Raw genomic sequence first — 22,676 nt, 5'->3', positions numbered from 1 at the left:
ATCGACGGCGGCAACAAAAACGCCTGGTCACGATCCACCGACCGGTACTCCTTCGCCACGACCGCCACCCTCTCAAACCACGATCAACCAGGCCAGACGCCACACCGAGCCAAAACGCAACAGGCTCTATGGGGGGCGGATCATTGATGATCATGGGAGCGGTCAGTCGTGGTCGGCGCCGAGGCGCTCCAGCAGCGCCGTCAGCTCGGTGGCCACGCCGGGCGTCGCGGCGAGTGCGAGGTCGTTGCCGGCCGGCGCACCGCGCAGCCCGGTGACGACGGCGCCGGCCTCGGCCGCGATCAGCCCGCCGGCGGCGAGGTCCCACGGGTTCAGGCCGCGCTCGTAGTACGCGTCCAGCCGCCCCGAGGCGACGGCGCACAGGTCCAGCGCCGCGGCCCCGGCCCGGCGGATGTCGCGCACGACCGGCACGACGTCGAGCAGCACCGACGCCTGCCGGGCCCGCCGCCCGGCGTCGTAGCCGAACCCCGTCCCGACCAGCGCCAGCGACAGCGACGAGCAGGCCGACACCCGCACCGGCCGGCCGTCGAGGAAGGCGCCGCCGCCGAGCACCGCGGTCCAGGTCTCGCCGCTGGCCGGGTTGTGCACGACGCCGGCCCGCACGACGCCGTCGACCTGGGCGGCGATGGAGACGGCGTACTGCGGCAGGCCGTACAGGTAGTTCACGGTGCCGTCGATCGGGTCGACCACCCAGTCGACCCCTGATGAGCCCACGACGACGCCGTCCTCCTCGCCGACGAAGCCGTCGTCGGGCCGGGCGGCGAACAGCCGGGAGCGGATCAGCTCCTCGGCCGCGGTGTCGGACTCGGTGACGACGTCGGTGGGTGTGGACTTGGTGCCGGCGACGGCCATCCGCTCGACCGCCTCCCGCCGGTCCCGGACCAGGTCACCGGCTTCGCGGGCGGTCTTCTCGGCCAGGGCGAGCAGCTCGGCGAGCACGGGCGGTCCTCCGGTGGCGGTCGTCACGGGTACGGCGGCGAGTCGACGCCGCACAGGGCGGGCAGGTCCTCGCGCAGGTTGGGGCAGCAGCCGGCCGGCGCGACGTCGGCCGCGGGGCCGGGCGGGCCGATGCTGGCGCGCACGACGGACTCGCCCCGCTCGACGGCGGCCCGCTCGAGCAGCAGGTCGATGACGGTGTCGACGAAGTCGGGGTGGGTGCCGGCGGTGGCCGCGCGGGCGGCCGCGATGCCCAGCTCCTTCGCCGTCGCCAGCGCCTCGGTGTCGAGGTCGTAGGCGACCTCCATGTGGTCGGAGAGGAACCCGATCGGCGCCAGCACGACCGACTCGACGCCGTCGGCGGCCAACGCCGCCAGGTGGTCGTTGACGTCGGGCTCCAGCCACGGCATCGACGGCGGGCCGCTGCGCGAGCAGTACACGAGGTCGTGCGGCCGGCCGACCCCGGTCCGGGCGGCGACCTGGGCGCTGACGGCGTCGGCCACGGCCAGGTGCTGGGCGACGTAGGCGCCGCCGGCGGGCCCGGACGTCTCGGCCATCGTCACCGGGATGGAGTGCGTGACGTACACGATGCGCGCGCTGTCGGCGACCGAGCGCGGCAGATCGCCGAGCGCGCCGACGACCCCGTCGGCGTTGGCCGTCACGAAGCCGGGGTGGTCGAACGCGTGCCGGAGCCGGTCGATCCGCGGCGCGCCGGGGCCCACCTTCTGCACCGCGCGCCACAGGTCCTCGCGGTACTGCCGGCAGCCCGAGTACGAGTCGTACGCGCTGGTCACGAACGCGGCGACCCGCTCGACGCCGTCGTCGCGCATGCGGGCGAGCTCGTCGGCGAGGTAGGGGTCCCAGTTGCGATTGCCCCAGTAGACCGGCAGCGAGATCTTCCGCTCGGCCAGCTCGTGCTCGAGGTTGGCGATCAGCGCGCGGTTCTGGTCGTTGATTGGGCTGCGCCCGCCGAAGAGCCGGTAGTGCTCGCCGACCTCCTCCAGCCGCTCGCGCGGGATGCCCTTGCCGCGGGTGACGTTCTCGAGGAACGGGATGACGTCGTCCTGTCCCTCCGGTCCGCCGAAGGAGACCACCAGGAGGGCGTCGTACGGATCGGTGATGCTCACCATGAGAGCCTAACGCCCATGCTCTGGCAGAACTGGGCCCGCACCGTCCAGGCCCGCCCGGTCCGCGTCGAGCGCCCGGGCAGTGCCGACGAGGCCGCCGCGGCGCTCGTCGCCGCGGCCCGCGAGGGCCTGCGGGTGAAGCCGGTGGGCGCCGGGCACAGCTTCACGCCGATCGCGGCGACGGACGGCCTGCAGGTCCGGCTGGACGGCCTGCGCGGCCTGCTCGCCCTCGACACCGAGGCGGGCACGGCGACGGTCGGCGCCGGCACCCGGCTGCACGAGCTGAACGCGCTGCTCACCGAGCGCGGCTACGGGCTGACGAACATGGGCGACATCGCCGTGCAGACGGTGTCCGGTGCGATCTCGACCGGCACCCACGGCAGCGGCCGGGTCAGCGCGTCGCTGTCGGAGCAGGTCGTCGCGCTGGAGCTGGCGCTGCCCGACGGCACCGTCACGCGGGTGTCGGCCGGCGACGACGGCGAGCTGTTCCAGGCGGCGCGGCTCGGCCTCGGCGCGCTGGGCATCGTGACCAGTGTCACCTTCCGGGTGGAGCCGGCGTTCACGCTGCGCTCGACGGTGGAGCGGACGACGCTGGACGCCGTCGTGGAGCGGTTCGCCGAGCTGGAGGCCGCGGACCACTGCGACCTGTACTGGCTGCCGTTCACCGACGCCGTGCAGCTCACGACGAACCGGCGTACCGGCGAGCCGGCCGCCCCGCCGAACCCCGTCGCCGCCTGGTGGTCCGGCGACGTCGTCGAGAACGCCGGGCTGGCGCTGGTGCAGCGGCTGACCCGGGCCGCGCCGAAGACCACGCCGGCCGTCAACGCCGTCGCCGCCCGGCTGATCGGCGCCCGCACGTTCGTCGACGCCGCGCCGCGGGTGTTCACCAGCACCCGGCGGGTCCGGTTCCACGAGATGGAGTACGCGCTGCCCCGCTCCGCCGCGCCGGCCGCCCTGCGGGAGCTGCGCGAGCTGACGGCGCGCGGGCCGTGGCGGGTGGCGTTCCCCGTCGAGATCCGGCTGGCGCCCGCCGACGACGTCTGGCTCTCCCCCGCCTACGAGCGCGACACGGTCTACGTCGCGACGCACGCCTACCCCCGCACGGACTACACCGGCTGGTTCGCCGCCGTCGAGAAACTGTGGACCGCGTACGGCGGCCGGCCGCACTGGGGAAAGCTCCATACCCGCGATTCAGGGTATCTTCGCGATCATTACCGGCGAATGGGGATGTTCCGGGCGGTGCGTGATCGGGTCGACCCGGCCCGGATCATGGCCAACGACTACCTCGACCAGGTGCTGGGCGAGTGAAAAGGTGCTTGTCAGACCGGCCGGTGGCGGCGTGGCGGCTTGGTTCGACCCGGTGCCGCGGGTGACGATGGATGGCAGTCGTGATCGGAGGTGAGGATGATGCGTGAGCTTCGACTGATCGCGGTCAGTGAGGACGGCGCCCACCTCATCCTCTCCGGACACGACGGTGAACAGCTGGCGTTGCGGGTGGACGACCGCCTGCACGCCGCGATCCGAGGCGACCGAGCGAGGTTGGGACAGTTGGATATCCGGCTCGAAAGCCAGCTACGTCCACGCGACATCCAGGCACGCATCCGGGCGGGTGAGTCCGTCGACTCCGTGGCCGCGGTCGCGGGCATGCCGCGCGAGAAGGTCGAGCGCTTCGCCGGCCCCGTCCTCGCCGAGCGCGAGCACATCGCCGGCCGGGCCCGGCAGGCCACGGTGCGCCGGCTCGGCGGCGACGGCCCGCCGCAGACGCTGGAGGTCGCCGCGGGGGCAACCGCCAAGACGCACGGCGCCGACCCCGACCTCGTCGAGTGGGACGCGTGGCGGCGTGAGGACGGCCGCTGGCTGGTCAGGTTCGCCTGGGCCGGCGAGGAGGAGGACTCCGCCCTCTTCTCGTTCGACCCGTCCGGCCGCACCGTCGTGCCCGAGGACGACAACGCCCGCTCGATCGCCGGCGTGCTGCCCGCCGAGGCGCCCGCCCCGCCGGAGCCCCAGGTGCCGGCCGGTCCGGCCCGGCTGTCCGTCGTCGGCGGCGGCGCGGCCGACGCCGCGCCCGAGCCGGACGACGACGAGGGCCCGGACCTGCCCGCCTTCCTCCGCCCCGGCGGCGCCGGCGTCGGCCCGGTGCGCGGCCTCGTCCGCGACGTCGACGAGGACCACCAGGACGACGACGAGTTCGAGAACACCACGCCGATCCCGTCGACGACCGCCCGCCGGAGTACCCGGCGCACCAGCCGGCCCGGCCGCGAGCGCCGTCGCCGCGAGCCGGATCTGTTCCACGACCAGGCCCCGGAGCCCGCGCCCGCGGCCGAGCCGGACGACCAGGCGACGAGCGAGCGGCTGCGGCTCAGCGACATCGCCCAGCACGTCGAGAGCGACGACGAGCCGGCCGCCGACCTCGCCCCGACCGCGGACGAGTCCACTCCGCCGGCCCGCAAGACCAGCTCGTCGCGCAAGGGCCGGCCCAGCGTCCCCAGCTGGGACGAGATCATGTTCGGCCGCCGCAAGAACGACTGACGGCCGCTCGGCTCCACGGCCCGTCTCGTCCTCGTGACGAGGCGGGCCGTTCCGCGTCCCCGGGCGGTTCATCCAAAGTTCGGTTCGCCGCAAATGGTGCGTCTCGGACAAGGCGCGCCAATCCACTTCAATGACATTGGCCTATACCTCTCTCCCAAGGGAAGCCAATGTCGAGCACCACAGCACGACGTCGCCTGCTGACGTCGTTGTCAGCGCTGACGGCGTCCACCGTCGCGTTCGGCCTGCTCAGCACCGTACCCGCGGCCGCGGCCGACGACGGACCGGCGCTGACCGACGACGCGATCGAGCTGGTCGACCGGACCGAGCAGATCGGCCCCGGCATCACGCTGCGCGAGCTGACCTCCGTCACCCCGACCGGCTGGTACGACCAGCACATCCTCACCGCCGACCTGGCCGACCCGGCCGTCACCAGCGACCTGATCGCCGGCGACCACGTCACCGACCGAGCGCCGACAAGCACGATGGTGAACGAGGCGGGCGCGGTCGCCGGCGTCAACGGCGACTTCTTCGACATCAACAACTCCGGCGCGCCGCTGGGCGCCGAGGTCCGCGACGGCGAGTTGCTGAAGTCGTCGGACTACGGCAGCTGGTCGCACATCGGCGTCGACCTGGACGGCGTCGGCCGCGCGGTCGACATGACGCTGGACGCGACGGCGACGTTCGGCGGCGCCGCGCACGACGTGGTGTCGCTGAACGCGTCGAACACGATGTCCGGCTCGCCGCGCGACGCGATCATCGCCTACACGCCCGCCTGGGGCACGTACAGCCGCGCGATCGGTGTCAGCGGCGCCACCGACGTCGCGTCCGTGCTGGTCCAGGACGAGAAGGTCGTCGCCGTCGACCCGAGCACGGCCGGCACGGGCGCCATCCCCGACGGCGCGTTCGTGCTGGTCGGACGGGAAGCGGGAGCGGCCGCGATCCGCACGCTGGCGCCCGGCGACAGCGTCACGCTCAGCTACGCGCTCAGCGACGAGATCGCCCGGCAGATGCGCTTCGTCATCGGCTCCAACCGCGAGCTGGTCCGCGACGGCGTCGCCCGGCCCGACTCCGAGCTCGACACCGCCGTCCACCCGCGCACCGTCATCGGCTTCAAGGACGACGGCCGGACGATGCTGCTGGTCACGAACGACGGGCGGCAGTCTCCGGTCAACGGCATGACGATGCGCGAGCTGGCCCGGTTCATGGTCCGCCTCGGCGCGGAGCAGGCCTGGAACCTCGACGGCGGCGGCTCGACGTCGATGGTGGCCCGCCCGCTCGGCGAGGACACCGCGACCGTCCGCAATAGCCCGTCCGACGGCTCGGAGCGGCCGGACCCGAACGGCGTCGGCCTCTTCGTCGCGCCCGGCAACGGCCGGCCCAAGCAGCTGGTCATCACGCCGGGCGAGGAGGACGCGCGCGCGTTCCCCGGCCTGCACCGCACGCTCACCGCGAAGGCCGTCGACAACCACCTCACCCCGGTCGCGCTCGACCCCGCCGCCGTCCGGTGGCGCAGCAGCGGCGGCACGTTCGACGGCTCGGTGCTCGCGGTGCCGGAGGGCCGGCGCGGCCGCGTCGTCGTCCACGCCACCGCCGGCGCGGCGCAGGGCGTCCGCAGCATCGAGCTGCTCGGCCCGCTGCACTCGCTGGAGCTGTCCACCGACCGCATCTCGATCAGCGACGCGACCCCGGCCAACGCCGTCCAGGTCGAGGTCACCGGCCGGGACGCGCAGGGCTACGCCGCACCCGTCGAGTACGTCGACCTCGACCTGAGCTACGACGAGGACGTCGTCGACATCACCCCGTCCGGCACCGGCCTGCTGGTCACGCCGCTGGCCGCCGGCGGCACCGTCGTCGAGCTGAGCGTCGCCGGCCAGACCGTCAAGCTGCCGGTGACCGTCGGTGTCCAGACCGTCCAGGTGTACGACTTCCAGGACGACTACGCCGCCAACGGCCGGTGGACCCGCAACGGCACCGCCGGCGTGCGGATGGACATCCTCGACGACCCGGAAGGCATCCGGCTGGAGTTCGGCGCCGCCCGCAACAAGGGCATCACCGCCGCCAGCAACCCGAGCCGCTGGGTGGAGATCCCCGGCCAGCCGCTGCGGGTCCGGCTGAAGATCAAGTCCGACGTGTTCATCCCCAGCGGGCTCACCTACGCCGGCTTCTGGGACGCCGAGGGCAACTCCGTCGGCGTCTACGGCACCGGGCTGCAGCCGTCGCCGGACTGGCAGTACGCGACGTTCACGATCCCGTCGACGGCGGTGTTCCCGATCCGGTTCAACTCCTTCCAGGGCATCAACACCGCGGTCGCCCAGCAGGTGCCGGGCCGGTTCGTCATCGGCGGGCTGGAGGCGGACGTGCCGTCGCAGATCGACCTGCCCGCGCAGGAGCCGCTGCGCGCCGACCCGCTGATCTCGGCCGACGGCCGGGCACCGCAGGGCGCGGACTGGACCTTCGCGACGCTGTCCGACGTGCAGTTCACCGCGTCGGCGCCGGACCTCACCCAGGTCGCCGTCGCCGCTCTGAACCGGATCCGGGCCGAGCGGCCGGACCTCGTCGTGCTCAACGGCGACATCGTCGACCGCGGCCTGCCCGAGGACATCGCGCTGGCCCGGGCCACGCTCGAGGAGGGCGGCTGCGACCTCGTCGCTGTCGGGGCCGAGCCCGACGACGACCCCGGCACCGTCCCCTGTTACTACGTGCCGGGCAACCACGAGTCCTACGGCGTCGGCAACACGCAGTCGACGCTGGCCGCGTGGGAGGCCGAGTTCGGGCAGCCGTACCGGACCTTCGACCACAAGGGCACCCGGTTCATCCTGCTGAACAGCGCGCTGGGGAGCCTGCGCGGCTCGGACTGGGACCAGCTGCCGATGCTGCGAGAGGCGCTGGCGACCGCGGCCGAGGACGACGCCGTCAGCAACGTCATGGTCTTCGCCCACCACCCGGTCGACGACCCGGCCGAGACCGACGCCAGCCAGCTCGGCGACCGGATGGAGGTCCGGCTGATCGAGCAGCTGCTGGCCGAGTTCCGGACCGAGAGCGACAAGGGCGCGGCGATGGTCGGCTCGCACGCCCAGATCGTCGACGTCCAGCGGCAGGAGGGCGTCGCGTACCTCGTCCACCCGTCGTCGGGCAAGGCGCCGTACGGCACCCCGGACCGGGGCGGCTTCACCGGCTGGATCGAGTGGAGCGTCGACGGCGACGGATCCGGCGCGCAGCAGTGGCTCAGCGCCGACGTCCGGGCGTTCGCCCAGGAGGTCGTCGTCGAGGCGCCGGAGACGGTCGAGGTCGGCCGCGCGGTCACCGTCGGCGGGCACGTCGTGCAGCCGTCCGGCGTGCTGCCGGGCAGCCGGGTGGTGCCGCTGGCGTACCCGATGTCGGTGCACTGGTCCGGCGACGACGACCTGGCCGTCGGCTCCGGCGACGCGGCCGTCCGGCGGGCTCGTGAGCAGGGCAAGGTCGCGATCCTGGACCCGGTGACGCGTCAGCTGACCGGGCTGCGCACCGGCGAGGTGACGCTCGAGGTCACGAACGACTCGATGCGGCCCTACACGGGCGAGGCGTCGCTGGCGCCGGTGACGGGACGGACGACGGTGCGCGTGGTGGCCGCCGCCGGCCCGGGCGCGCGCGTCGACGCGACGGCGCCGGTGTTCACCGGCCTGGCGACCGACGGCGCCGTCCAGCAGGTGACGCTCACCAACACGGGCGAGCGGCCGCTGGTGGTGTCCGGGCTGTCGGTGACGGCGGACGAGTTCGCCCTGGCGGACCCGTCGGCGTGCACCGCGGCGCCGATCGCCCCCGGCGCGTCCTGCGACGTCCCGGTCCGGTTCGCCCCGTCCGCGCCGGGCAGGTCGGAGGCGGACCTCGTCGTCGAGACGAACGCCCCCGGCGGGGCCGTCGAGGTCGCGCTCACCGGCGTCCCCGCCGTCCCGCCCACGACCGACGGCGACCGCCCCGCGCAGGACTGACCTGCGGAAACGGAGAAATCTGAAAAAACTCTCATCCGGATGTATCTGGGGCGCTCCCCCGCGCTCTGTATCTGTGAACGCCGAAACTGGCCACCAGGCGGCGTTCCGCGGACCAGGGACCTCCGGACCGCGTCGCGCACACCTGAGGGAGGCGGCATGACATCGGCACGACGTCCGGCCGCACCCGACCAGCCCGTGCGTGGCGGCCTCGCTCCCCTGGAACCGTGGCGGGCTCTTTCGAGAAACCGCGTCGTCGAGATCCTCGCAGCCAGGCGACGCAGGCGTCCACGACGTCTGCTCGTACAACGTCTGTGAAGCCGGGGGGCTGCTGCGATGGTCAGCACAACGGGGGGTGACGGGTACGTGGGCAGGGCGTGGTTCGCCACGCCCGGGGGCACGTGCCCGTCACTGACGGCGATCTACCTGCATCTATACTCGGGGCGGTGGCCGATCTGTCCGTCAGTGAGCTCGTCCGGGCTGCGTCCAGGGGCGACCAGCTCGCTTGGGACCGCCTGGTCGACGCTCACGCGTCGCTCGTGTGGGCGGTCGTCCGGAGCCACCGGCTGCACGGCGGCGACGCCGAGGACGCCTTCCAGAGCACCTGGCTGCGCCTGGTCGAGAACCTGGAGCGGCTGGTCCAGCCGGACCGGCTGGCGGCCTGGCTGGTCACCACGGCCCGGCGGGAGTGCCTGCGGCTGCTGCGCCGCGTCGGCGCCGAGCTGCCCGTCCTGGACATGGACGACCACGCGCAGGATGCCGCTGCCCCAGATCCCGGCCCGGTCGAGGCGCTGCTCGCCCGCGAGGAGCAGGTCACGCTGCTGCGTGCGTTCCAGCGGCTGCGGCCACGCTGCCAGGACCTGCTGCGGCTCACCGTCGCGGCCGCCGACCCGCGCTACACCGACGTCGCGGCGGAGCTCGACATGCCCGTCGGCAGCGTCGGCCCGACCCGGCAGCGCTGCCTCGAGCACCTGCGCCGGATCCTCCACGACGGCGACACGACCAGCCGCGACACGAACAGCGGCGGCGACACCGCCGGCGACACGAACGACACCGGCCCGGCCCACGCCCACCCGCGTACCGGCCGGCGCTGAAGGGGGCACCCATGCGTGACGACGACCGCCTGGTCGAGGCGCTCCGCGAGGTCATCGAGACCACCGACCCGCCGCCGCAACGGCTCATCGACGCCGCCAAGGCGAGCCTGACGTGGCGGACGGCCGACGCCGAGCTGGCCGAGCTGATCGCCGACTCCGCCACCGAGCCGGTCGCCATCCGCTCCGCCACCGAGGCGCCGCGGCTGCTGACGTTCACCGCCGGCGACACCGTCGTCGTGCTCGAGGTCACCCGCGACGCCGGAGCGCACCGGATCATGGGCCAGGTCGTCGCGGCCGGAGCGGCGACGGTCGAGGTGCGGCACGCCGACGGCGTCGTCTCGGTCACGACCGACGCCGACGGCCGGTTCCGCGCCGCGCCGGTCGCCGCCGGCCCCATCTCGGTGAGCTGCCGCTTCGACGACGACCGCCCGGCCGTCGTCACCAGCTGGGTGAGCATCTGACGTTACGCCGACCGTCCCCATGATCATCGGCGATCGCCCACGTCATGGTGTGGGCGATCGCCGATGATCATGGGGAAGCGGCGAACGGGAGCGGCTCGGCGCCGGTGTCGGCCACCCGGGCGCTGGCCGCCGTCATCCGGCGCCGGTAATGGCGCCGGCAGAGCACCTCGTAGCCGACCACGCCGGCTCCGTCGGTGTCGCCGACGACGACCTGCTCGCCCTCGGTGACCATGATGCCGCCGACCGTGCGGGCGTTGTGCGTCGCCCGGCGGCCGCACCAGCACAGCGCCTCGACCTGCAGCGTCTCGATCCGGTCGGCCAGCTCGACCAGCCGCGCCGAGCCCGGGAACAGCCGGGTGCGGAAGTCGGTGAGGATCCCGAACGCGTACACCGGCACGTCCAGCTCGTCGGCCACCTTCGCGAGGTCGTCGACCTGCTCGGACGTGTAGAACTGGGCCTCGTCCCCGATGACGTAGTCGATCCGGGCGCCGGCCGTGAGCCGGGCCGCCACCAGCGCCCACACCTGCGTCGACGGCGACACCTCGACGGCGTCGGCGGACAGCCCGAGACGGCTGGACACGGTCGCCTCGCCGGCCCGGTCGTGCGAGGTCAGCATCAGCCCGGCCAGCCCGCGGCGGCGGTGGTTGTAGTCGGTCTGCAGCGCCAGCGTGGACTTGCCGCAGTCCATCGTCCCGGTGAAGAAGATCAGGTCCGCCACGCCGGTGTCACGCCTCCCCGACGAGCAGCGGCACCATGAGCTCGTCCTCGCTGAGCGCCCCGTGCAGCCCGCGCAGCCGGGTCTCGACGGGGAACACGCTGCGCCGCTCGACCGCGCAGTCGCCGTGCACCGAGGCGACGACATCGCCGATCCGCTCCGCCACCCGCGCCTCGACCGCGCCGAACCAACCGGCCGCGACCGCCTCGCCCCGGGTCAGCACCTCGGCCCGGTCCCCGAGCACCGACCGCCACGCGTCGGCGATGTCGCCGGACGCCGCGCCGGGCAGCGCGTACACGTGCCGGAACCGGGCCTCGCCGGCCACCAGCGCCACACCCTCGCGCAGCGCCGGCACGTCGTCGACGTCGACCCGGCGGTCGGAGTCGACGTCGACCATGCCGTGGTCGGCGGTGACCACGAGGACGGTGCCGGCCGGCAGCTCGTCGTAGAGCTGCTCGGCGAACCGGTCGACGATCGCCAGCTGGTAGCGCCACGCGGCCGAGCGCCAGCCGTGCTGGTGGCCGGTGTAGTCGAGGTCGCCGTCGTAGACGTAGACCAGCGACGGCGTCGCGCCGGAGGACCCCTCGACGGCCGCGGCGACCCGCTGGCCGTACGTGTTGGCCGACCGGAACGGGCCACCCATCGCCGCGCGGGTCAGGCCGGTGTCGCGGAAGCTGCTCTGCCCGATGACCGTCGTCGCCACACCGGACCGGGACGCGCGGTCGAACAGCGACGGGTACGGCTGGTAGGTCAGCGGGTCCAGCGGCGGGTCCCACTTGAGCGCATTGAAGATGCCGTCGCCGCCCGGCACCCGCGAGGTGTAGCCGACGATGCCATGCTTGCCCGGCGGCAGCCCGGTGCCGAGGCTGGCCAGGCTGCTCGCCGTCGTGGTGGGCGCGCCGGTGGTGATGGACCGGCCGGCCAGCGACGTCAGGAACGGCGCCTGGGCCGGGTGGGCGCGCAGCAGGTTCCAGCCGAGCGCGTCGACCAGCAGGACGCAGTAGCGTCGGGCCGGCGGCAGGCCCAGCAGGTCGACCTCGTCCGGGACGCCGAGCGCGGCCAGCACGGACGGCAGCAGGTCAGCGAGGGCGCCCTCGCCGTAACGCGGCAGCGGCACCGGTCACCGCACGCTGATGGTGGCGGCGGACAGCGCGCGGGCGAACGTCAGCAGGTCGCGGACCCGGCCGCTGCCGTCGCCGGCCTCGCTGACCCGCAGCGTGAAGTCGTCGGACGTCAGTGCGCCGGTGTAGCCGTGGTCGGCCTCGCAGTCGGGGTCGCCGCAGGTGGCGGGCTCGAGGTCGATGCGGCTCATCGCGCCCCAGCCGACCGTCAGCACGACGTCGAGCGCCGGCGTCCCGGTGCGGTACGCGGCCGGCGAGGTGACCGTGCGGCTGACCACGACCGATGTGACCCGGTCCAGCGGGACGGCCTCGGTCGACGTGGTGGCGTACGGCACGTCGTGCGTGTCGTCGGAGGGGTACTCGTCGGTATGGCCGACGATCAGCCGCGTCGGGGTGAGCACCAGCACGCTGACGTGCCGGCGCAGCTCGTCGCGGTCGAAGTGCGGCTCGTGGTGCACGACGTAGGAGTTGACCGCCTCGCCGGCCAGCGAGGTCTCGAGCATGTCCGCGACGAGGTCGGGGTAGTAGCCGGCCTCCTGGATGGCCAGGCGAAGCCCCTCACGCGTCCCTGTATCCGCCATCCCACCATCCTCGCACGCTCAGTGCTCTCGTTCAGAGTTCGGGTCATGCAACAACCACGAACTCTCTCCTGTCCACATACGCCCTGGACCGAGGGCTCAGGGAGGCCTTCGGCCCCCCATCACCCGTCGGTATTGCATGACCCTCCTCGGGCCCGTCATTGTCACGGCAGCCGCCGCGTGTACCAGTCCTGCCGTCCGGCCGGCGCCGCCAGCCGTGCGGAGGCGTTGACGACCGTCAGCCCGGACTCGGCGGCCAGCACCGGGTCCAGCTCCACCGAGCGCACCTCCGGCACGTCGTCGACCAGCCGTGACATCCGGTGGACGAGGTCCTCCACCGCACCCAGGTCGGCCATGATGCCGCCGTGGTAGCCCATGAGCAAGGCGGCCGCCTTCACCTCGCGGACCATCTCCGCGGCGTCCCGGTCGGTCAGCGGCGGGATCCGGTAGGACCGGTCCCCCAGCAGGTCCGACGCCACCCCGGACAGACCGAACGAGACCACCGGGCCGAACATCGGGTCCTCCCAGGCCCGGATCGACACCGGCACGCCGCCGGGCGCCATCGGCTGCACGACGAAGCCGGCCTCGGCCGGGTCGGCCAGCGTCCGCGCCATCGTCGCCCAAGCGTCGCGCAGCTCGTCCGCGGTGTCGATGTTGCGCCAGACGGCGGCAAGGTCGGGCCGGTGGCGCAGCCGCGGCGACGTCGCCTTGAGCACCACCTCGCCGCCCAGCTCCGACAGCGCCGCCAGCGCGTCGTCCAGCGTCGGCGCCGGCAGCATCGGCAGCAGGTCGACGCCGTAGGCCGCGAGCAGGTCGCGCAGCCGGGTCGGGTCCAGCTCCGTGCCCGCGCCCGGGTCGGTGTCCGGCGCGCTCAGCACGCCGCGCGCGAGCTTCCGGGCGGCCGCGGCGTCGCAGCGGTCCAGCCGCGGCACCTTGCCATGGCTGCGCCTGCGCCACTCGGCGTACGCGGTGGCGTGGCCGAGGGCGCGGGCGGCCTCCTCCGGCGACGGGTACGACGGCACCCCGCCCGGCCCGCGCACGCCGCGCTGGCCCTGGAACGTCGTCACGACGGGCTTGCCGGCCGACGCGGCCACCTCGCCCAGCGCGGCCGCGACATCGTCGCCGCCGGGCGCGTCGACGGCCGGCGCGTACACGACGAGGACGGAGCTGACGGCGGGCTCGTCGACGACGGCGCGCAGAGCCTTGCGGTAGTCGTCGGCGCTCGCGCCGGCGCCGAAGGCCACCGGGTCGCCGTAGACGTCCAGCCCGGCGCTGACGGCGGCGTCGGCGGCCAGCAGGCACAGCGCCCCGGAGTTGCCCAGCACCGCGACGGTGCGCCCGACCGGCAGCGGCTGGAACGCCAGCACCTGCGCGACGTCGAACATCTCCGGGATGGTGTCGACGAGGATCACGCCGGACTGCCGGAACATCGCGTCCAGCGCGTCGGCCGGCGCCTCGATCGGCCGGACGGTGTGCCCGAGCGGCACGCCCTGGGTGGACCGGCCGCTCTTCACCGCCACGACCGGCTTGACCTCGGCGACCGCGCGGGACAGCCGGGAGAACTTGCGCGGGTTGCCCAGCGACTCCAGGTACAGCAGCACGACCTCGGTGGCCGGGTCGTCGCGCCAGTACTGCAGCAGGTCGTTGCCGGACACGTCGGCCCGGTTGCCGGCTGACACGAACGTCGACACGCCGAGGCCGCGGGCGGCGCCGTCGGCCAGGATCGCGCTGCCCAGCGCGCCGGACTGGGCGAAGAGCCCGACCCGCCCGGCCGGCGGCACGGTGCCGGCCAGCGACGCGTTCAGCGAGAACGCCGGGTCGGTGTTGACGATGCCCAGGCAGTTCGGCCCGACGATGCGCATGCCGTGCGCGCGGGCCAGCCGCACCAGCTCGGCCTGCCGGGCCCGCCCGACCGGCTCACCGGTCTCGGCGAACCCGGACGACACGACGACCAGCCCGTGCACGCCCTTCGCGGCGCAGTCGAGGACCACCTCGGCGACGGCGTCGGCGGGGACGGCGACCAGCGCGAGGTCCACCTCGCCGGGGACGTCGCGGACGCTCTTGTACGCGGGCAGCCCGGTGATCGCCGTCGCCTCCCGGTTGACCGCGTAGACCGGGCCGGTGAAGCCGCCCAGCACGAGATTGCGGACCAGCGTCTGGCCGATCTTGGCCCGCCATCGACTGGCGCCGATGACCGCGACCGACCGGGGAGTCAGCAGCCGCTCGATCGAGCGTGCCTCGGCCCGGTGCTCGCGCGCCGCCATCACCTCCAGCGAGCTGCCGGTCGGCGCGATCCCGAACTCCACGTGGACGACGCCGTCCTCGTAGCTGTTGTCGACGGTGTAGCCGGCGTCGGCGAAGACGTCGATCATCTTGTGGTTGGCCGGCAGGATGTCGGCGACGAACCGGCGGATCCCGCGCTCGCGGGCGGCCTGGGCCAGGTGCTCCAGCAGCACGCTGCCCACGCCGCGGCCCTGGTGCTCGTCCTCGACCAGGAACGACACCTCGGCGTCGGTGGCGTCCAGCCGCTCGTACCGGCCGACGGCGATCATGGCGTCGCCGACCATCAGGATCATCGCCACCCGGTCGCGGTGATCGACGTTCGTGAATCGCTCGACGTCGCGCCTGGTCAGCGTCGGGTACGGGGCGAAGAAGCGGTAGTACTTGGACCGGTCGCTCACGCGGGCGTAGAACTCGACCAGCCGCTCGGCGTCGGCCGGCGTGATCGGCCGCAGGTGCGCCGTCGCGCCGTCGGACAGCACGACGTCGGCCTCCCAGTGCGCGGGATAGACCGCCGCTTCCTCCACGGTCACCCAGGCTAGCTTCCCGGGCCGCCGGAACCCGGCACATTCCGGGCGCCGGTAAGGTCCGGTCATGCGCTTCGGACTGGTCGGCACCGGACACTGGGCCCGGGTGGCCCACGCCTCCGCCCTCGCGGCGACGGACGGCGTGACCTTCGGCGGCGTGTGGGGCCGCGACCCCGGCAAGACGGCAGCCCTCGCCGACGAGTTCGGCGTGCGGGCCTACGGCTCGTTCGACGAGCTGCTGGCCGACGTCGACGCCGTCGAGTTCTCCGTCCCGCCGGACGTCCAGGCCGAGTACGCGACGGCCGCCGCCGCGGCCGGGAAGCACCTGCTGCTGGAGAAGCCGATCGCGCACGACGCCGCCGGCGGCCGGGCGCTCACCGACGCCGCCGACGCCTCCGGAGTGGCCAGCGTCGTGTTCTTCACCCAGCTGTTCCGGCCCGAGGTGCGCGAGTGGCTGGCCTCCTGCCGCGCGGCCGCCGTCGAGCACCCGTGGGAGGGCGGCACCGCGCTGACGCTGGGCTCGGCGCAGCGCGAGCAGGGCGTCTTCTCCACGCCGTGGCGGCTGGAGCGCGACGGCGCGCTGTGGGACGTCGCGCCACACGCGCTGTCGATCCTGCTGAGCCTGCTGGAGCCGGTCCAGTCGGTCGCCGCGCACGAGGACCCGCTCGGCACCACACACCTCGTGCTGGGCCACCGCGGCGGCGCGTCGAGCACCGTCACCGTCTCGCAGAACCTCCCGGCGGCGGCCGGCCTCTCCTACGCGCGCGTGTGGGGCGGCGCCGGGCACGCCATCCTCCCGGACCAGCCGACCGACGTCGTCACGGCGCTGAGCACGGCCGTCGCCGAGCTGACCGCCGCGGCCCGGCCCGGCGCGCCGGCGCATCCGCACGGCCTGGAGTTCGGCGCACGGGTGCTGGACGTCCTGGTCCGGGCGCAAGACGATCTCGACCGGGCGCGGCAGGACGGGGAAATGTCGTCGCGATGAACGCCGCCGGCGCGGCCCGCTGAGAGCGTGTCGCCCAAGCGAACTCGGGTCGACAAGTGACCCCGAAATGCGGGCTAAACCTTGACATGATCGTCATTTCCCGGAAAGAGTGCACGTCGTACCAAGTCTCCGTTTTGGAGCCGGGGGGTATCTGCCGCTTCGACTCGGTTTTGACAACTGAATCTCGCGCACAGAGCCCTCTACCCCTCCTCGCGCGATCCGTCTCGACGAAGGTCCGTGACCCGGCCGGCGTCGGCGACGCATCGCACGGGGAACGCGTCATTCACGCACCATCCGCAGGATCCGCAGAGAGGAGCGCACATGCGCTACCGCAAGATCGCCCTGACGGCTGCAGCCGCCGGTCTCATGGCCGTCGGTTTCGCCGCGCCGTCCCAGGCCGCACTGACCACGTTCTGTGACGGCGTCGCAGCCGATGTCACGGTACCCGGTGACCTCGTCGTGGCCGCCGGTAAGTCGTGCGAGCTCACCAACGTCGTCATCAACGGCAACGTGACCGTTCGCGCCGACGCCAACCTGCTGCTCGACGGCGCAACCGTCAACGGCAACGTTCGCGTCCTGTCGAACGGCTTCGCTGACGTCGTCGGCACGTCGGTCACCGGCACCACCACCCTGACCGCGGCGTACGGCACGTACGCCGAGGACAGCACCCTGGGCAACAACGTCGCGGCCACCGACTCCGGGTTCTTCTACTCGGTCGGCTCGAGCCACGCTCGCAGCGTCACCTCCACGAACGGTGAGACCTTCATCGAGAGTGGCTGGGTCACCCGGAACCTCGCAACCACCGGCGACACCCTGACCGACGTCTACGACACCGTGATCGAGGGCACCTACTCGGTGACCGGCGCCGAGCAGGGTGGCGTCCTGTGCCTGTCGGAGATCGACGGCGACGCCTCGTTCAGTGGCAGCGGCGAGATCCTCCAGATCGGCGCCTCCGCCCCGCTGACCGGCTGCGGCTTCAACGCGTTCGGCGGCGACCTGAGCGTCACCGGCAACTCCGCCGACGTGTACGTGTCCGACAACGTCATCCGGGGCGACTTCACCGTCGCGGACAACACCGGCGCCGTCTCCGTCTCGAACAACCGCGTTCGTGGCGAGGACAACTCGGGTCAGGCTGCCGCCGCGGCGGCCCGGTCCCGCGCGGCCGACGTCGAGGCCGACGTGGCGTCTGACCGCAAGGCAGAGGCCAAGGCCGACGCCGAGGCCCGCTCCGAGGTCGCGTCCGACGCGGCCGAGGCTGCCGGCCCCGCCTTCAGCTGAACCCGGCCTAGCCGTTAGCTGACACCTCGGCGGCGGACGGCCCTCCTTCCCGGAGGGTCGTCCGCCGCCGTCGTCGTTCCGCGTGCTCTCAGGCGATTCTCACGTCGGACGGGCAGACTGAGGGCATGCGAGTACTAGTCGTCGACGACGACCCCGGCGTGCGCGAGTCGCTGCGCCGGTCGTTGGCGTTCAACGGCTACCAGATCGAGCTGGCGGCCGACGGCGAGGAGGCGCTCCGGGCGATCAGCGCGGACCCGCCGGACGCCGTCGTCCTGGACATCATGATGCCGCGGCTGGACGGTCTTGCCACCTGCCGCGCGCTCCGCGCCGCCGGCAACGACCTGCCCATCCTCATGCTGACCGCCCGCGACGAGGTCTCCGACCGCGTGTCCGGGCTGGACGCCGGCGCCGACGACTACCTGCCCAAGCCCTTCGCGCTGGAGGAGCTGCTGGCCCGGCTGCGCGCACTGCTGCGCCGGGCCGCGCCGGCCGCCGACCCCGCCGAGGGACGGCAGCTGCGCATGGGCGACCTCGTGCTGGACCCGGTCACCCGCGACGTCACCCGCGGCGGCCGCCCGATCCGGCTCACCCGCACCGAGTTCTCGCTGCTGGAGCTGCTGCTGCGGCACCCGCGCCAGGTGCTGACCCGCGACCGGATCCTGGAGGAGGTGTGGGGCTACGACTTCCCGACGACGGCGAACTCGCTGGAGGTCTATGTCGGGTACCTGCGCCGCAAGACCGAGGAGCAGGACGAGCCGCGGCTCATCCACACCGTCCGCGGCGTCGGCTACGTCGCCCGGGAGGATCCGCCGTGACCAGCGACGCCGCCCGCCGCGTCTGGTCGCCGTCGAACGCCGTCCCGCCCCCGCCGCCGCCGAAACCCCCTGAGGAGGCCGAGCAGCCGTCCGGCGGCCGGTCCACGCCCGGGTTCGCGTCGCGGCTGTCGCTGCGCACCCGGGTCGGCGCGCTGGCCGCGCTCGGCGTCGGCCTGGCCGTCACGCTGACGGCGCTGGCCGCGTACCTCACCGTCTCCTCGCAGCTCCAGTCGTCGGTCGACGCCAACCTGCTCGACCGCGCCCAGCAGGCGGTGTCGACCCCGTTCGGCGACCCCGGCCAGCTGGTCAACCAACCGGCCGAGGCGATCCTGGCCGCCGACCTGCGGATCGCGCTGCTGCGCCAGGACGGCCAGCCGTTCACCGCCGACGACCGCAGCAGCCCGCCCATGGGCCGCGACGAGCTCGCCGTCGCCCAGGGGTCGGAGGAGCAGAGCGTGCGCACCCTCCACCTCGACGGCGAGCCGTTCCGCGTCGTCGCCGTACCGGCCGGCCGGGACCTGCGCGGCGCGGAGTACGCGCTCGTGCTCGCCCAGCCGACCGCGCAGACCGACGAGGTGCTGGACCGGCTGCGGCTCGTGTCGTTCATCGCCGGCGGCGTCGGCATCGTGCTCGCCACGTGGGCCGGGCTGTCCATCGCGCGGGCCGGGCTGCGCCCCGTCCGGAAGCTCACCCAGGCCGCCGAGCACGTCGCCGCCACCGGGCAGCTGGAGCCGATCGAGGTCACCGGCAGCGACGAGATCGCCCGGCTGGCGCACGCGTTCAACGCGATGTTGACGGCGCTGAGCGAGGCCCGGCTGCGCCAGTCGCGGCTGGTCGCCGACGCCGGGCATGAGCTGCGCACGCCGCTGACCAGCATGCGCACCAACCTCGACCTGCTGGCGCAGAGCGAGGCCCGCGGCGGCATGTCCCAGGCCGACCGGGCCCAGCTGATCGCCGACACGCGCGCCCAGGCGGTCGAGCTGTCCACGCTGGTCGGCGACCTCGTCGAGCTGTCCCGCGAGGACGCGCCGGCCGCGTCGCACGAGCGGATCGACCTGGCCGACGTGGTCCGCGACGCGCTGAGCCGGGTGCGCCGCCGGGCCCCGGGCGTCGCGTTCTCCGCCGACCTGCGCAGCTGGCCGGTCCAGGGCGACGCCACCCAGCTCGGCCGCGCCGCCACGAACCTGCTCGACAACGCGGCCAAGTTCAGCCCGCCGCACGGCACCGTCACCGTCACGCTTCGCGACGGCGTCCTGGACGTCAGCGACGAGGGCCCGGGCATCGCCGACGAGGACCTGCCGCGCGTCTTCGACCGCTTCTACCGGTCGTCCGAGGCGCGGGGGCTGCCCGGCTCCGGGCTGGGGTTGGCCATCGTCAAGGCGGCGGCGGAGCGGCACGGCGGCAGCGTCGAGGCCGGGCGGGCCCCGTCGGGCGGCGCGCGCCTGACGATGCGGCTGCCGGCTGCTTCTTCGGCTGCTCTTGACTGACTCTCAGCCTGCTCTCAGAGATCACGGGCACCGTGGAGACATGGACGACGTGACCCGCACCTCCGGCCGGCCCGAGGGCTCGGCCTCCACCACGACGCTGCCGGCCGCACCGGTGCCTCCGCCCCCGGCGGGCACCCCGGCCGGCTCGACGCCCCAGGCGCCCACCACGGCGCCGACCACCGAGCTGCCGCGCAGCGGGTGGTCCACGCCGCCGCCGTCCGGCGCCGCTCCCACGGCTCCCGCCGAGCCGGTCGAGGCGACCGAGGCCGGCGCGGCCGGCTCCCCGCCGCCGCACGAGCCGCCGTCCGGCGAGGACCGCAAGCCCGAGCCCAAGCGCCGTCGCGCCCCGCTCGTGCTGGCCGGCGTCGCGCTCGGCGCGATCATCGGCGGCGCGGCCGGCGCCGGTGTCGCGGCCTACGTCGCCGACGACGACAACGCCGACTCCGGCGGCGACGCCGTGACCCGCAGCGACCTCACCGGCTCCAGCGGCACCAGCCAGCAGACGTCGGACCTGACGGGCGTCTCGGCCGTCGCCGCCGACGTGCTGCCCAGCGTCGTGTCGATCACCGTGCAGAGCCAGTTCGGCGAGGCCGGCGGCACCGGCTTCATCATCTCCTCCGACGGCGAGATCGTCACCAACAACCACGTGGTCGAGAGCGTCGGCGAGGGCGGCACCGTCCAGGTGACGTTCTCCGACGGCACCACGGCGGAGGCCGAGGTGGTGGGGACCGACCCGCTCACCGACCTCGCCGTCATCAAGGCGCAGGACGTGTCCGGCCTGCAGCCGGCCGAGCTGGGCAACTCCGGGGACCTCTCCGTCGGCCAGCAGGTCGTCGCGATCGGGTCCCCGCTGGGCCTGGACGGCACCGTCACCACCGGCATCGTGTCCGCGCTGAACCGCCCGATGGCGGCCAGCAGCGAGGGGCAGCCGCAGGCCGGCGTGAACTCCGTCATCGACGCCGTGCAGACCGACGCGCCGATCAACCCCGGCAACTCGGGCGGGCCGCTGGTGAACATGGACGGCCAGGTGGTCGGCATCAACAGCGCGATCCTCACCACCGGCAGCGGCAACGGCTCGATCGGCCTGGGCTTCTCCATCCCGATCGACCAGGCCAAGCCGATCATCGAGGAGCTGCGCAACGGCGACGAGCCGACCCACGCGCAGATCGGCGTGGGTGTCGGCGACGCCCAGGGTGACGTCCGCGGCGCCCAGATCGCCCAGGTCAACGAGGGCAGCGCGGGCGCCGACGCCGGACTGCAGGAGGGCGACGTCGTCACGCACGTCGGCGACCGTGTCGTCACCGACGCGACCTCCCTGATCGCGGCCGTCCGGTCGCACCGTCCCGGCGACGAGATCGAGCTGACCTACGTGCGCGACGGCCAGGAGAACACCACCACGGTGACCCTGGGCAGCGACGCGCAGACCAGCTGAGCCACGCCGTCGTCCGGACCGGACGCCCCCTCAGAACCTGGTGCGTGTTCTGAGGGGGCGTTCCTGTCGGTGGTGGGGTGCAGACTGGGAGCGTGCTGCTGAAGGACGTCGCCGACACCTCCGCCGCCGTCGCCGGGGTCTCCGGGCGGCTGGCGAAGATCGACCTGCTGGCCGGCTGCCTGCGCCGGGCCGCGCCCGACGAGGCGGCCGTCGTCGCCAGCTATCTCGCCGGCGAGCTGCGCCAGCGCCGTACCGGCCTGGGCTACGCCTCGCTGCGCGACCTGCCGCCCGCGGCCGGCGCCGCGACGCTGGACGTGCTGGAGGTCGACGCCGCCTTCGCGGCTCTGGCCGAGCTGTCCGGCAAGGGCTCGACGGCCACACGGCGCGAGCGGTTCCGGGAGCTGCTGGCCCGCGCCACGCCACCCGAGCAGCGGCTGCTGGCCGGGCTGGTCTCCGGCGAGCTGCGCCAGGGCGCGCTCGACGGCGTGCTGACCGAGGCGGTGGCCCGGGCTTCCGAGGTGCCGGCCGCGGACGTGCGGCGGGCGGTCACGGTCGCGGGGGCGCTCGTGCCGGTGGCGGCCGCGGTGCTGGCCTCGGGACCTGAGGGGCTCGCGCGGTTCCGGCTGACGGTCGGGTCGCCGCTGCGCCCGATGCTGGCCTCCCCCTCGCCCGACCTGGCCGACGCGCTCGGTCGCGCCGGCGGTCCCGTCGCCGTCGAGTGGAAGGTCGACGGCGTGCGGGTGCAGATCCACCGCGACGGCTCCGACGTCGCCGTGTTCACCCGGACCCTCGACGACATCACCGGCAACGTGCCCGAGCTGGTCGAGGCGGCGCTCGCGCTCCCCGTCCGGTCGGTCGTGCTGGACGGCGAGACCATCGCGCTGGACCCGTCCGGCCGTCCGCTCCCCTTCCAGCGCACCGGCTCGCGGGTGAGCAGCCGGGTCGACGTCGCGGCGGCGCGGGCCAAGGTCCCGCTCTCCCTCTTCGTCTTCGACGCCCTGCACGTCGACGGTGCGGACCTGATCGGCGCTCCGGGCACCGAACGCTGGGCCGCGCTGTCCTCCGTCGTTCCCGAGTCGGTACGGGTGCCGCGCATCGTCACCGCGTCTCTCGACGAAGCGCGGGGGTTCTTCGACTCCGCGATCGCTCTGGGGCACGAGGGCGTGATCGTCAAGGGGCTCGACGTGCCCTACGAGGCCGGGCGGCGCGGCGCGGGGTGGCTGAAGGTGAAGCCGCGGCACACGCTGGACCTCGCGATCCTGGCCGCGGAGTGGGGGCACGGCCGGCGGCAGGGGTGGCTGTCCAACCTGCACCTCGGTGCCCTCGAC

Annotated in this window: 17 protein-coding genes; 11 read left to right on the top strand and 6 right to left on the bottom strand. The window is 73.9% G+C overall.

Annotated elements, in window-relative coordinates:
* Window positions 1–162: 162 nt before the first annotated feature.
* Window positions 163–957, bottom strand: a complete 795-nt coding sequence (locus tag C1I92_RS28345) for an inositol monophosphatase family protein (protein ID WP_111257988.1) — start codon at window positions 955–957, stop codon at window positions 163–165.
* 23 nt (window positions 958–980) lie between these two features.
* On the bottom strand, window positions 981–2,084 hold the full coding sequence (locus C1I92_RS28340; RefSeq protein WP_111257987.1) for a ferrochelatase: 1,104 nt from the start codon (window positions 2,082–2,084) through the stop codon (window positions 981–983).
* A 15-nt stretch (window positions 2,085–2,099) separates the two neighbouring features.
* Between C1I92_RS28340 and C1I92_RS28335 the strand changes: the two genes are divergently transcribed.
* The 5 genes from C1I92_RS28335 (at window position 2,100) to C1I92_RS28315 (ending at window position 10,130) form a co-directional block, all read left to right on the top strand.
* Entirely contained in the window at window positions 2,100–3,389 is a 1,290-nt protein-coding gene (locus tag C1I92_RS28335; RefSeq protein ID WP_111257986.1) for a D-arabinono-1,4-lactone oxidase, read from the top strand.
* A 99-nt stretch (window positions 3,390–3,488) separates the two neighbouring features.
* Window positions 3,489–4,610, top strand: a complete 1,122-nt coding sequence (gene sepH, locus C1I92_RS28330) for a septation protein SepH (protein WP_158564306.1) — start codon at window positions 3,489–3,491, stop codon at window positions 4,608–4,610.
* A gap of 167 nt (window positions 4,611–4,777) precedes the next feature.
* A complete protein-coding gene (locus tag C1I92_RS28325; protein WP_111257984.1) occupies window positions 4,778–8,578 on the top strand; it encodes a phosphodiester glycosidase family protein in 3,801 nt (1,266 codons plus the stop codon).
* 443 nt (window positions 8,579–9,021) lie between these two features.
* Window positions 9,022–9,669, top strand: coding sequence for an RNA polymerase sigma factor (locus C1I92_RS28320; RefSeq protein WP_199521675.1), 648 nt, complete (start codon window positions 9,022–9,024; stop codon window positions 9,667–9,669).
* Between the two features lie 11 nt (window positions 9,670–9,680).
* A complete protein-coding gene (locus C1I92_RS28315; protein ID WP_111257983.1) occupies window positions 9,681–10,130 on the top strand; it encodes a peptidase associated/transthyretin-like domain-containing protein in 450 nt (149 codons plus the stop codon).
* A gap of 67 nt (window positions 10,131–10,197) precedes the next feature.
* Here the strand turns inward: C1I92_RS28315 and C1I92_RS28310 are convergent, their stop codons facing one another.
* The 4 genes from C1I92_RS28310 to C1I92_RS28295 all read right to left on the bottom strand — a co-directional run bounded on the left by C1I92_RS28310 (window position 10,198) and on the right by C1I92_RS28295 (window position 15,357).
* A complete protein-coding gene (locus C1I92_RS28310) occupies window positions 10,198–10,848 on the bottom strand; it encodes a thymidine kinase (protein ID WP_111257982.1) in 651 nt (216 codons plus the stop codon).
* Window positions 10,849–10,855: 7 nt separating this feature from the next.
* Window positions 10,856–11,962: an alkaline phosphatase family protein gene (locus tag C1I92_RS28305; RefSeq protein ID WP_111257981.1), complete on the bottom strand. Its 1,107-nt coding sequence runs from the start codon at window positions 11,960–11,962 to the stop codon at window positions 10,856–10,858.
* A gap of 3 nt (window positions 11,963–11,965) precedes the next feature.
* Complete coding sequence (locus C1I92_RS28300) at window positions 11,966–12,547, bottom strand: DUF5998 family protein (RefSeq protein WP_111257980.1); 582 nt, start codon at window positions 12,545–12,547, stop codon at window positions 11,966–11,968.
* A gap of 161 nt (window positions 12,548–12,708) precedes the next feature.
* The gene (locus tag C1I92_RS28295; RefSeq protein WP_438940540.1) at window positions 12,709–15,357 is read right to left on the bottom strand and encodes a bifunctional acetate--CoA ligase family protein/GNAT family N-acetyltransferase; all 2,649 of its coding nucleotides are present in this window, start codon (window positions 15,355–15,357) and stop codon (window positions 12,709–12,711) included.
* A gap of 61 nt (window positions 15,358–15,418) precedes the next feature.
* On the opposite strand from C1I92_RS28295, the gene C1I92_RS28290 reads away from it, so the two are divergent.
* The 6 genes from C1I92_RS28290 to C1I92_RS28265 all read left to right on the top strand — a co-directional run.
* Complete coding sequence (locus C1I92_RS28290) at window positions 15,419–16,336, top strand: Gfo/Idh/MocA family protein (protein WP_111257978.1); 918 nt, start codon at window positions 15,419–15,421, stop codon at window positions 16,334–16,336.
* A gap of 321 nt (window positions 16,337–16,657) precedes the next feature.
* Window positions 16,658–17,614 carry a hypothetical protein gene (locus C1I92_RS28285; protein WP_111257977.1) on the top strand — a complete coding sequence of 319 codons (957 nt, stop codon included), beginning with the start codon at window positions 16,658–16,660 and terminating at the stop codon, window positions 17,612–17,614.
* Window positions 17,615–17,739: 125 nt separating this feature from the next.
* The gene (locus C1I92_RS28280) at window positions 17,740–18,429 is read left to right on the top strand and encodes a response regulator transcription factor (protein ID WP_111257976.1); all 690 of its coding nucleotides are present in this window, start codon (window positions 17,740–17,742) and stop codon (window positions 18,427–18,429) included.
* The gene (locus C1I92_RS28275; RefSeq protein WP_199521673.1) at window positions 18,426–19,916 is read left to right on the top strand and encodes a HAMP domain-containing sensor histidine kinase; all 1,491 of its coding nucleotides are present in this window, start codon (window positions 18,426–18,428) and stop codon (window positions 19,914–19,916) included. The genes C1I92_RS28280 and C1I92_RS28275 overlap by 4 nt, the downstream gene beginning before the upstream one ends.
* Before the next feature lie 40 nt (window positions 19,917–19,956).
* Window positions 19,957–21,348, top strand: a complete 1,392-nt coding sequence (locus C1I92_RS28270) for a S1C family serine protease (RefSeq protein ID WP_111257975.1) — start codon at window positions 19,957–19,959, stop codon at window positions 21,346–21,348.
* A 92-nt stretch (window positions 21,349–21,440) separates the two neighbouring features.
* A partial coding sequence (locus tag C1I92_RS28265) for an ATP-dependent DNA ligase (protein WP_111257974.1) occupies window positions 21,441–22,676 on the top strand: 1,236 nt, incomplete at its 3' end.

It is taken from the genome of Jiangella anatolica, from assembly GCF_003236295.1.
GTDB classification, from domain to species: domain Bacteria; phylum Actinomycetota; class Actinomycetes; order Jiangellales; family Jiangellaceae; genus Jiangella; species Jiangella anatolica.
This window is presented reverse-complemented; position numbering and strand designations above follow the sequence as displayed.

Excerpts from the sequence above, each read along its gene's own strand:
- C1I92_RS28340 (WP_111257987.1), bottom strand. The coding sequence starts at position 2,084 with ATGGTGAGCATCACCGATCCGTACGACGCCCTCCTGGTGGTCTCCTTC.
- C1I92_RS28335 (WP_111257986.1), top strand. The coding sequence starts at position 2,100 with ATGCTCTGGCAGAACTGGGCCCGCACCGTCCAGGCCCGCCCGGTCCGC.
- sepH (WP_158564306.1), top strand. The coding sequence starts at position 3,489 with ATGCGTGAGCTTCGACTGATCGCGGTCAGTGAGGACGGCGCCCACCTC.
- C1I92_RS28325 (WP_111257984.1), top strand. The coding sequence starts at position 4,778 with ATGTCGAGCACCACAGCACGACGTCGCCTGCTGACGTCGTTGTCAGCG.
- C1I92_RS28315 (WP_111257983.1), top strand. The coding sequence starts at position 9,681 with ATGCGTGACGACGACCGCCTGGTCGAGGCGCTCCGCGAGGTCATCGAG.
- C1I92_RS28300 (WP_111257980.1), bottom strand. The coding sequence starts at position 12,547 with ATGGCGGATACAGGGACGCGTGAGGGGCTTCGCCTGGCCATCCAGGAG.
- C1I92_RS28290 (WP_111257978.1), top strand. The coding sequence starts at position 15,419 with ATGCGCTTCGGACTGGTCGGCACCGGACACTGGGCCCGGGTGGCCCAC.
- C1I92_RS28285 (WP_111257977.1), top strand. The coding sequence starts at position 16,658 with ATGCGCTACCGCAAGATCGCCCTGACGGCTGCAGCCGCCGGTCTCATG.
- C1I92_RS28280 (WP_111257976.1), top strand. The coding sequence starts at position 17,740 with ATGCGAGTACTAGTCGTCGACGACGACCCCGGCGTGCGCGAGTCGCTG.
- C1I92_RS28270 (WP_111257975.1), top strand. The coding sequence starts at position 19,957 with ATGGACGACGTGACCCGCACCTCCGGCCGGCCCGAGGGCTCGGCCTCC.